The organism is Microbacterium sp. PRC9, from assembly GCF_031844125.1.
Taxonomy (GTDB): Bacteria; Actinomycetota; Actinomycetes; order Actinomycetales; family Microbacteriaceae; genus Microbacterium.
Genome location: NZ_JAUZUR010000015.1, coordinates 18,404 through 28,880 on the forward strand (window position 1 = coordinate 18,404; position 10,477 = coordinate 28,880).

The 10,477-nt window shown below is 65.2% G+C and carries 7 protein-coding genes and 1 pseudogene; 7 read left to right on the forward strand and 1 reads right to left on the reverse strand.

Annotation, left to right across the window (positions count from 1 at the left end; translation table 11 throughout):
• The first annotated feature begins 22 nt into the window (after window positions 1–22).
• The 6 genes from Q9R33_RS20270 to Q9R33_RS20295 all read left to right on the forward strand — a co-directional run bounded on the left by Q9R33_RS20270 (window position 23) and on the right by Q9R33_RS20295 (window position 7,613).
• Window positions 23–1,033: a LacI family DNA-binding transcriptional regulator gene (locus Q9R33_RS20270; RefSeq protein ID WP_311294928.1), complete on the forward strand. Its 1,011-nt coding sequence runs from the start codon at window positions 23–25 to the stop codon at window positions 1,031–1,033.
• Between the two features lie 92 nt (window positions 1,034–1,125).
• On the forward strand, window positions 1,126–2,127 hold the full coding sequence (locus tag Q9R33_RS20275; protein ID WP_311294929.1) for a LacI family DNA-binding transcriptional regulator: 1,002 nt from the start codon (window positions 1,126–1,128) through the stop codon (window positions 2,125–2,127).
• A 325-nt stretch (window positions 2,128–2,452) separates the two neighbouring features.
• Window positions 2,453–4,426, forward strand: a complete 1,974-nt coding sequence (locus Q9R33_RS20280) for an alpha-galactosidase (RefSeq protein ID WP_311294930.1) — start codon at window positions 2,453–2,455, stop codon at window positions 4,424–4,426.
• 47 nt (window positions 4,427–4,473) lie between these two features.
• Complete coding sequence (locus Q9R33_RS20285; protein ID WP_311294931.1) at window positions 4,474–5,739, forward strand: ABC transporter substrate-binding protein; 1,266 nt, start codon at window positions 4,474–4,476, stop codon at window positions 5,737–5,739.
• A gap of 168 nt (window positions 5,740–5,907) precedes the next feature.
• Window positions 5,908–6,756 (forward strand): sugar ABC transporter permease, encoded by an 849-nt coding sequence (locus Q9R33_RS20290; RefSeq protein WP_311294932.1) that lies wholly within the window; start codon window positions 5,908–5,910, stop codon window positions 6,754–6,756.
• Complete coding sequence (locus Q9R33_RS20295; protein WP_311294933.1) at window positions 6,756–7,613, forward strand: carbohydrate ABC transporter permease; 858 nt, start codon at window positions 6,756–6,758, stop codon at window positions 7,611–7,613. Before Q9R33_RS20290 ends, Q9R33_RS20295 begins: the two co-directional genes overlap by 1 nt.
• 116 nt (window positions 7,614–7,729) lie before the next feature.
• Here Q9R33_RS20295 and Q9R33_RS20300 read toward each other — a convergent pair.
• Window positions 7,730–8,969 (reverse strand): annotated as a pseudogene (locus Q9R33_RS20300) (IS256 family transposase).
• Window positions 8,970–9,259: 290 nt separating this feature from the next.
• Between Q9R33_RS20300 and Q9R33_RS20305 the strand changes: the two are divergent.
• Window positions 9,260–10,459 (forward strand): IS110 family transposase, encoded by a 1,200-nt coding sequence (locus tag Q9R33_RS20305; protein WP_311294934.1) that lies wholly within the window; start codon window positions 9,260–9,262, stop codon window positions 10,457–10,459.
• Window positions 10,460–10,477: the final 18 nt, after the last annotated feature.

The following is a 10,477-nucleotide window of genomic DNA, read 5'->3' on the forward strand; positions in this document are numbered from 1 at the left end:
CATCCGGGTAGGTTCTGGCTTTATGCCGAGTGTGCGCGCGCGACAGCCGACGATCGCCGACGTCGCACAAGAGGCGGGGGTGTCCCTCCCGACGGTCTCTCGCGTCCTGACGGGATCCACCCCCGTGCGCCCCGAGACGCGAGAAAGAGTCGAACTCGCGATGAAGCGGCTGCACTATCGCCCCAACGGAGCGGCGCGCGCATTGGTCAAGGGCAGTCAGCCCATCATCGGCGTCATCGCACCGGACACCGCGGCGTATGCGCGCGCCATCATGATCGCGTCGATCGAGGAGCGGGCACGGGCATCAGGACACCTCGTCACGGTGACAATCCACAACCCGTTGGATTCGAGTGGCGTCTCGGCAGCGGTCGAGGTGCTGTTGGCGCAGCCGATCGTGGGCGTGGTCGTGCTCGACTACAACTCCTACGACACCGTTCAGCTGCGTTCTCAGCTGGGCGGGATCCCGATCGCCACTGTGACCAACGGAGTCGACTCGGACGCCGACGTCGCGCATGCTGTCATCGACGATCGCGCGGCAGCGAGAGCCGTCGTCAGACACTTGCTGCGCGGCGGAACGCGCACCGTGCACTACATTTCCGTACCCTACTGGGGCGAGCGCACCCACCCCCGGGAGCTCGGCTGGCGCGATGCCGTCTCCGAGGCGGGGATCGAGGCTCCGCCCCCGGTGACGGCGAGCGACTGGTCGCTCGAGAGCGCGTTGCGCGCAGGGGCGGAACTGGCGGCGAATCCGCAGGTGACGGCAGTCTTCTGTCCGAATGACGAGATCGCCTTCGGCGTCATGCGAAGCATGCACGACGCCGGCAGGCGTGTTCCCGATGACGTGTCCGTGGCGGGGATCGACGACCACCCGCTCTCGCGGACATACGTACCGAGCCTGACGACATTTCGGCTCGATTGGCGCTGGGCAGGGCGCGTCGCCTTCGAACTTCTTATGAGTTCCACCGACGCGCTGCAACGCTCGGGCAAGCCGGACAACGGCTTGATCGTGAGAGAGAGTTCGCTCGCGACGTGAATGCCTCCGCGTCCAGCTCGACGCGGAGGCATAGGCCGGACGCGCGCGACGCGGCTTGAACAACGCTTTCATGGGCACTAGATTTCAAAGTCATGCCCTCGAAACACCTCCGTCTGCCGACGATTGCCGATGTCGCGCGAGAAGCGGGTGTCTCTCTGCCGACCGTCTCTCGCGTCCTCACCGGCTCGACCCCCGTGCGACCAGAGACACGGTTGAGAGTCGAGTCAGCGATGACTCGGCTGCGGTATCGTCCCAACGGGGCAGCGCGAGCGCTCGTCAAGGGGAGTCAGCCCATCATCGGCGTCATCGCGCCGGACACCACGGCATATGGGCGCACCAGCATGATGACGTCGATCGAAGAGCGGGCGCGTGCGACTGGGAATCTCGTCGCTGTCACGATCCTCGACCCTCAGGACTCGGAGGGCGTCTCGGCCGCCGTCGAAGTGCTTCTGGCCCAGCCCATCGTCGGCGTGATCGTGCTCGACTACAACTCATACAACACCACCCGGCTTCACGCACAGCTCGGCGCGATCCCGATCGCGACGGTGACGAATGGCGTCGATTCCGACGCCGACGTCTCCCACGTTCTCGTCGACGATCGCGCCGCAGCTCGCGCCGTGACCCGACATCTGCTGAGCCGGGGCCACCGCACGGTCCACTACGTCGCGGTGCCGTACTTCGGGCACCGTATCCACCCCCGAGAACTCGGCTGGCGGGACGCGCTTCTGGACGCCGGAATCGAGCCACCCGAACCTGCCGCATCCGATTGGGGCTCAGAGAGTGCACTGCGGGCGGGCGCCGATCTCGCCGCCGACTCAGAGGTCACGGCCGTCTTCTGCCCGAATGACGAGATCGCGTTCGGCGTCATGCGCAGCATGTACGACGCCGGCCGCCGAGTTCCCGAAGACGTGGCGGTCGCGGGCATCGACGACCATCCCCTCTCGCAGTCGTACGTCCCGAGCCTCACCACTTATCGGCTCGACTGGCGCTGGGCTGGACGCGTAGCCATCGAACTGCTCATCGACCCCACTCATGCGTTGGAGCGGTCTGGCACGCCCGACAACAAGCTGGTGGTGCGCGAGAGTTCTGGCTGACTGGGCGACGGGCATCTAGGAACCCGAACCCGAGGTTGCATTTCCGTGATCCGCCGTCTATATTCTGATCAACGTTTTCATGATCAACGCTTTCATAGCGACACGATGGCAAAGGAGCCGCGAAGTGCGGACCAATCAGCTGGACCAGAACGCGCAGCCTGCGTCCGTCATCGGCGGCCCCGTGCCCACGGATTCGTCGTTCGAATGGAGCACCGGCACCCTCGCGATCCGATTCGGCTACGGCAACCACCCCGTCCGCATCATCGGCATGTCGGACTCCGGCACCGCCCCCTTCACCGCATCCACGCAGCCGATCGTCGAGCTGATGATCACCGGCGATGGACGGGCGCGCAACACGACCCGCTTCACCCACACCGGCGTAGGCAGCCGACTCCGCTACGTGTCACATGACGTCCTCGAGTCGGACGACGAGGCTCGGATCGACATCCATCAGCATGATCCGGTGACCGGGCTGTCGGTCGTCACGACGTTCGTCGCCTCACCCGAGCTGAGCGCCGCCCGCGTTCGCACCAGCGTTCACAACCGCGGCACATCGGCCGTCGTGCTCGAGGCCATCTCGACCGTCGCGATCGGAGCGCTCGTCGGCGAGGACGACGACCCTCGTGACGTCATCCTGCACTCCGGCTCTGGCGAGCAGCTCGCCGAGAATCGTTGGACAGCGGCTCCCGCATGGTCACAGGCAGGGCTCGGTGACTTCGGCTCTGTCTACAACAACCAGCCTGGCCGGGGCTACATCAGTCAGATCGGCACTTCCACCTGGACCACCGTGCGCGCCCTGCCCGTCGGCATGATCGAGCACCCGCTCTCGGGCTATTCGGTCGCGTGGCAGATCGAGCACAACGGTGGCTGGCGATGGGAGCTGGACAACGAACGCGTCGGCGAGAACGCCCATGCGCTCGTTCTTCTGGGCCCCACGGATCTGAACCACCACTGGAGCGAACAGCTCGAACCCGGTGACGAGTTCACGACTGTGCCCGCATCGTTCTCCGTTGCATCGACCGGCAGCGCCGGCGCCGTCGCGGCCATGACCCGCCACCGTCGCTGGATTCGCCGTCGACGAACCGCCGACACCGGCTCAGTACTCGTGTTCAACGACTTCATGAACACCATCAGCGGCGATCCGACCACCGAAAAGCTGCTTCCACTGATCGACGCCGCTGCGGCGGCCGGCGCTGAGTGCTTCTGCATCGATGCGGGCTGGTACGACGACACCCCGGAGGGCGACTGGTGGCCCAGCGTCGGTGAGTGGCTTCCCGCCGCCCGCCGATTTCCCGACGGCGGCCTGGCACGGGTGACGGACGCGATCCGCGCCCACGGCATGCGCGTCGGCATCTGGGTGGAGCCTGAGGTCATCGGCGTTCACAGCCCTCTGGCCAGCACCCTACCCACGGACGCCTTCTTGCAGCGACACGGCCGGCGTGTGCGAGAGCACGACCGCTACTTCCTCGACCTGCGCCACCCGGCCGCGCGGGCACATCTCGACGCGACATTCGATCGACTGATCAGCGAATTCGGCGTCGGCTTCTTCAAGCTGGATTACAACGTCACCCCCGGCCCAGGCACCGACTTTGCGGCGTTCTCTGTGGGTGCCGGACTCCTCGGTCATAACCGCGCACACATCAGCTGGGCGGAGAGATTACGCAAGCGCTACCCGGATGTGATCTTCGAGAACTGCAGCTCAGGAGCGATGCGCGCAGATTTCGCAATGCTCGAGGTCTTTGACATCCAGTCGACCTCCGACCAGCAGGACTTCCAGCTCTACCCGCCGATCGCGGCAGGCGCACCGATGCAGATGCTCCCCGAGCAGGCCGCAAGCTGGGCCTATCCCCAGTCGTGGATGACCGACGAGGAGATCGCATTCACGATGACGACAGGCCTCAGCGGTCGCCTCTACATGTCGGGCTACCTCAACCGCATGGACGAGAGCCAGTTGGCACTCGTGCACGAGGCCGCCGACGTGTTCAAGGACATCCGCGAAGACATCGCGAGGTCGGTTCCCGAATGGCCCACGCGATACCCCGACTGGACCGACCCAGTCGTGACACTCCTCCTTCGGTCCTCGACCCGCTCGCTGCTGTTCGTGTGGCATCGCAGCGACGAGTTCGCCGTCGAGACGACCGTCGATCTCGGCCATGGCGTGAAGTCCTCGGACATCGTCGCGCTGTACCCCTCAACCCTGCCTTCCTGGTCGCTTACCGATCTCGGTGAGGGCCGGATCCGATTCACCCCGGCTACCGCCGGCCACTCCGCCCGCGTCTACGAGATCCCAGGGCACTAGCACCCTCCGTATCCATCCCCGAAGAATCAACACCGAAGGAATCAGCAATGCTGCTCACATCCACCATGCGCCGCGTCACCGCGGTCACCATCGGCGCCGTCGCGCTCTCCGTCGCGATCGCCGGCTGCAGCCGGGAAGGCGCGACCGGCGACGCCGAAACGATGCAGTTCTTCCTGAACATGGGGTCGGACACCCCGGACTATCGTGCGTTCACCGAGATCGTCGAGGCGTTCGAAGCAGAGACGGGATACGAGGTCCAGGTCTCCACCGAGACGAGCACCTTCGAGAACAGCATGAAGGTCAGGCTCGCGGCCGACAACGTCCCGGATCTCTTCTCCACCCACGGCTGGTCCCTCCTGCGTTACAGCGAGTTCCTCGAGCCGCTCGGCGACCAGGCATGGTCCGAGGACGTCAACCCAGCCCTCGACTCTGCGATGCGCGATGACGCGGGTGAGATCTACGCCTTCCCGGGCGAGACGAACGTCGCCGGCATCCTCTACAACGGTGACGTGCTGGACTCTGTCGGCGTCGATCCTGCCTCGATCACCTCGTGGGATGCGTTCAATGACGCCGCCTCGAAGGTTGTGGCCCAGGGCACGTCGGCGATCTTCGTCGCCGGCAAGGACCAGGGGCCGATCGGTCACATCGCGGATCACCTCACCGTCGACCTGTACGACGATGCTCAGAAGCAGGAGATGGTCGATGGCACGTTCGTCGCCGAGCCGATGTCCGAGATGCTGACCGTCGTGCAGGGCTGGACTGCCCAGGGCTACTTCAATAAGGACTACTCGTCCGCAGCGCAAGACGACATGGCGCGCGCATTGGCTGACGGCACGACCGCCTTCGAGTTCCAAGGGACGGCGCTGCTCACCCAGGCGCTTGCGTACAACCCCGACGCTAACGTCGGATTCATTCCTCTTCCAAGCTCCACGGGTGGAGAGGCGTACCTGGTCGGCGGAGAGGGCAACAACTCGTTCGGAGTGTCCAAGACGAGCGCTCACAAGGAGGAAGCCCTCGAGTTCCTCGCCTTCCTCGCGCAGCCCGAGAATGCCGCCAAGCTCGCAGAGGCGAGCGGCTCCGCGCCCGGCCTCATCGGAGTGGACGTCGACTTCGGCGCGCTGGCTCCGAGCTACGAGACCTACGTGACGTCGGGTACCACGCCGATCGCACCCTACTTCGATCGCGTCTACCTGCCGAACGGCGCGTGGGACACCCTCGTGGCTGTCACCGACTCGATCGTCACCGGCCAGAGCTCGGTCGCAGACGCGACCGCCCAGATGGAGCGCCAGTACGACACGCTCTACGGCCAGTAGAACCAGCCCCCGGGGGCGTCGCCTGCGGCGCCCCCGGACCAACTCCTCACCCATACGGAAGAGCTCATGAGCAACGCAACCATCGAGCGCACGTCGCCAACAGCCCCCGCACAGCGGCCCGCGACCGACCCGCCGCGAAGACGCCGCGCCCGCCATCGCGGTGCATCCATGAACCTGATGTACATCCCCGCGGTCGCGTTGCTTGGCCTGTTCGTCCTGGTCCCCTTGATCCAGGGCATCGAGCTCGCCTTCACGAACTGGAACGGGTATTCCCCCGGGAAGTCGTTCGTGGGCTTCGCCAACTTCGCCCAGCTATTCACGGATGCCACGTTCCACACCGCCCTCATCAACACCCTGATCTTCGGATTCGGCTGCACCGCGCTGCAGCAGATCCTGGGATTCTCGCTCGCACTGGTGCTCGATGGTCCGGGCAAAGGAAAGTCGATCGCTCGATCGGCGATCTACCTGCCTGTGCTCGTCTCCCCCGTCGTCATCGGCATGATGTACTACCTGCTCTTCCAGTACGACCGAGGCGCTCTCAACGACATCATGGTCGGTCTGGGACTGGACCGCGTCGCGTGGCTCAGTACCGGCCCCGGCGCGATGACCATCATCATCACGATCAATACCCTGCAGTTCGTCGGCATCTCGATGATCATCTACCTCGCCGGCCTGCAGGGCATCGGCCCCGAGATCTACGAGGCCGCAGCTCTCGACGGCGCCTCAGGCTGGCGTCTCATCCGGTCCATCACCATTCCGCTCCTCAAGCCCGCGTTCATCTCGAGCGTCATCATCAATCTGATCGGCGGACTGAAGCTCTACGACGTCATCCAGGTGCTCACCGGAGGCGGCCCGGGCTACTCGACGAACTCCGTTTCGACCTTGATCGGTCGCACCTACTTCGGCCAGCAGGCTGCAGGGTATGCGTCAGCGATGGGAATCGCTCTCCTCCTGCTCATCGCGGTCGTCTCGATCTTCCTCGTCCGTCGCATGGACCGTTCAGGAAAGGACAGCTGATGTCCGACTTCTCTCCGACAGGCACAGCCCTGAAACACAGCAGTCCTTGGACGCGCGCCCTCAAGGCGATTTTCATCACCGTCGCCGTTCTGGTTCAGCTGACGCCGTTCTACCTCGCGCTCACGACGGCCTTCAAGCCGAAGACTGACGACTCCTCACTCTGGCTGCCACCCCTCGGCGGCATCAGCCTGGAGAACTTCGAAACCGCCTGGAACGTCGGTCACCTCGACTGGGCCCTCGAGAACAGCCTCATCGTCACCATCGCGAGCACCGCTCTCGTGTGCATCATCGCGTCCATGGCGGCGTATCCGCTCGCACGACGCCCCAACCGTCTGAACAGGTTCGTCTCACTGGCACTGCTCGCGATGCTGATCGTGCCCCCGCTCAGCATTCTGGTGCCGCTCTACACGATGCTCTCCGACGCCGGTGTCCTGAACACGTTCGGCGGCCTGATCGCTGTACTTACGACGCTTCACCTCCCCTTGGCGGTGTTCCTCTTCACCCAGTTCATGCGCGGACTGCCGATCTCGCTCGAAGAAGCCGCCGCGATCGACGGGGCGGGGACGTTCATCATCTTCACGCGCATCGTGCTTCCGTCTCTCAAACCGGTCCTCGCGACAGTGACCATCCTCACTGCCACGAGTGTGTGGAACGACTTCGCGATGAGCTCCTACATCAACAACGCGGCTCCGATGCGTACGCTCGCACCCTCCGTCGCGGTGTTCTTCTCCGCTCAGGGGACGAACCTGGGTGCGGCCGCAGCCGCTGCTCTGCTCGGGTTGCTTCCGATCCTGATCGCGTACCTCGCTCTGCAGAAGTACTTCGTGAAGGGCGCACTCGCCGGTGCCGAGAAGTAGGGTCACCGAATAGCGAGCATCCCTCAGATACGTCCGAGCCCTACAGCTCCAGACCGAGGTACGGGTCCGGCTCGGAGGGTCTGTCAGATGAACGGTGGATCTGATCTGGCGCATGGTTAGTTGATGCGGCCGTCGAAGGTGATCGCGAACGCGTTCAGCGCCGGCTTCCACCTGGTGACCCAGCGTGCCCGGCCCCGCCCGGTGGGATCAAGCGACCGGGTCACGAGGTAGAGGCACTTCAACGCGGCCGCGTCGTTCGGGAAGTGCCGCGCGCGCTCTCACTGCGCGGCGGTATCTCGCGTTGAGCGACTCGATCGCATTCGTGCTGCAGATGATGCGGCGGATCTCGACGTCGTAGTCCAGGAACGGGATGAACTCGCTCCAGGCGTTCTCCCAGAGCTTGCGGATCGCGGGATACATGCTCGCCCATTTCTCCGCGAACTCCTCGAACCTCGCCTTCGCGGCAGCCTCGGTCGGAGCCGTGTAGACCGGCCGCAGGTCGCGGGCGATCTGGTCCCAGTACTTCCGGGACGCGAACTTGAAGGTGTTGCGGACCAGGTGGATGATGCACGTCTGGACCGTCGCGAGCTCCCACGTGGTGGTGATCGACTCGGGCAGCCCCTTCAGCCCGTCGCAGACCACGATGCAGACGTCCTCGACGCCGCGGTTCTTCAGCTCGGTGAGCACGCCGAGCCAGAACTTCGCACCCTCGCCGCCGTCGCCGGCCCAGATGCCCAGGATGTCGCGTTCCCCGGCTGTGGTGACGCCGACGGCGACGTAGAACGGCTTGTTGCGCACCTGCCCGTCCCGGACCTTCACCACGATCGCGTCGATGAACACCACCGGATAGACGCGATCCAACGGGCGGTTCTGCCACTCGGTCATCTCCTCGATGACCTTGTCGGTGATCTTCGAGATCGTGTCCTTGCTCACCGACGCGCCGTAAACATCGTCGAAGTGCGCCGCGACCTCACCGGTCGTGAGCCCCCGCGCCGTCAGCGACAGCACGATCTCGTCGATCCCGTCCAACCGGCGTTGCCGCTTGCGGACGATCTTCGGCTGGAACGACCCGTCCCGATCCCGAGGCACGTCGACCTGCACCGCGCCAACCTCGGTGAGCACCGTCTTGGACCGGGTGCCGTTGCGGGCGTTGTCGCCCTCGCTGGCGCCGTGCTTCTCGTAGCCGAGGTGCTCGGTCATCTCCGCCTCGAGCGCGGTCTCCAGGACCGTCTTGGTGAGATTCCCGAGCAGCCCGCCCGGGCCGACGAGGCTGACGCCCTGCTCCTTCGCCTGCGCGAGAAGCTGCGCGGCGATCTGCTGCTGATCGATGATCTCTCCGGTCACAGGATCGATCATCTCGATGACATCGGTCATCGCCTTTCCTTTCGGTCAGGCCAGACCAGATCCACCGTTGTTCTGACATCCATGCTGGTATGGCGACGCGGGGGTCGTGACCCGAATTCTGACTGGCGCTCTGCTGGGCTGCCGATGGACTGATCAGTCCGGCCCCTGCGTCGTCCGCGGCGCCGACCGGTCGGGCATGACCTAATACGAGCCTGACCCGCTGCGAGGGGCCTTGTGGATGTCCTGTCTGACCGAGCCGGCCGGCGCTGCCCATCCGTTGCGAGCAGAAGGGCATCTCCATCATGACAACCGAGCGAGCGAATATCGGCGGTGTCGATTCACACAAAGACACCATTCACGTCGCCGTCATCAACGACATCGGCCATCACCTTGGCGACCGTGAGTTCCCCACCACTGTTCTCGGCTACCGGCGCGCGGTCGCCTGGCTCATCGAGCACGGCCCGCTGCAGGGTGTCGGGGTCGAGGGCACCTCGAGCTACGGCGTCGGGATCACGACAGCGTTGCGGACTGCGGGAATCATCGTGGTCGAAGTGAACCGCACCCGGCCGGCAGAGCGACGCGCCCGGGGGAAGACGGACCGGCTGGACGCTTACCGGGCTGCGCGGTCGGTGCTCTCCGGGGAGGCGACTACCGACCCGAAGAATGCGAGCATCGAACCACTCCGGGCGCTGACAGTCGCGCGCCGGTCCGCTGTCAAGGCGCAGCAAGCAGCCTGGCGGCAGATCGGCTCACTCCTCGTCAACGCGCCCGGCGATCTCCGCGACCGCTACCGGAATCACGCGGAGACACAACTCGTCACCGCGATCGCCCACGTCCGCCCGGACCGGATGAACGATACCGCTGCCGCTGACACGATGTTCGCGCTGCGGTCCCTCGCTCGCCGCTACCTCGCGCTCGGCGAGGAAATCAGCTCACTTGAGGAACACATGCGCGCCCGGGCGACGGCGACCAATCCGGCGCTCATGGCGATCAAGGGTGTCGGCCCCGTGATCGGCGCGCAGCTGCTGATCACCGCGGGTGACAACCCTGACCGGTTGCGTTCGTCTGCATCATTCGCGGCGCTCTGCGGCACCGCCCCGATCCCGGTGTCCTCCGGTCGCACAGATCGACACCGGCTCTCTCGTGGCGGCGACCGACAAGCGAACGCGGCATTGCATCACATTGTGAAGGTCCGCATGTCGTATGACCCCGCCACACGGGACTACCGGGACCGGCATCTCGAGAAGGGCTGGACGATCAGCGCCGTGTTCCGCGCCCTCAAACGCGCCGTCGCACGCGAGATCTTCCAAGCGCTCACCGGGCAGTGCGTCGTCCCCGACTACAGCGACCTCCGACCGGCCCGGCGCGCGAAGAATCTCACGCTCACCGCGGCCGCCCATCACCTCGGGGTCTGGCCATCTCGGATCGGCGAACTCGAACTCGGCAGACGACCCAACGACGACCTCGCGCACCGCTACCGCGAATGGCTCACCGCCGCTTGACACGCAATAGGAGCATCA

Coding starts and splice junctions, on each gene's coding strand:
- Q9R33_RS20270 (WP_311294928.1), top strand. CDS start 23: ATGCCGAGTGTGCGCGCGCGACAGCCGACGATCGCCGACGTCGCACAA.
- Q9R33_RS20275 (WP_311294929.1), top strand. CDS start 1,126: ATGCCCTCGAAACACCTCCGTCTGCCGACGATTGCCGATGTCGCGCGA.
- Q9R33_RS20280 (WP_311294930.1), top strand. CDS start 2,453: ATGATCACCGGCGATGGACGGGCGCGCAACACGACCCGCTTCACCCAC.
- Q9R33_RS20285 (WP_311294931.1), top strand. CDS start 4,474: ATGCTGCTCACATCCACCATGCGCCGCGTCACCGCGGTCACCATCGGC.
- Q9R33_RS20290 (WP_311294932.1), top strand. CDS start 5,908: ATGAACCTGATGTACATCCCCGCGGTCGCGTTGCTTGGCCTGTTCGTC.
- Q9R33_RS20295 (WP_311294933.1), top strand. CDS start 6,756: ATGTCCGACTTCTCTCCGACAGGCACAGCCCTGAAACACAGCAGTCCT.
- Q9R33_RS20305 (WP_311294934.1), top strand. CDS start 9,260: ATGACAACCGAGCGAGCGAATATCGGCGGTGTCGATTCACACAAAGAC.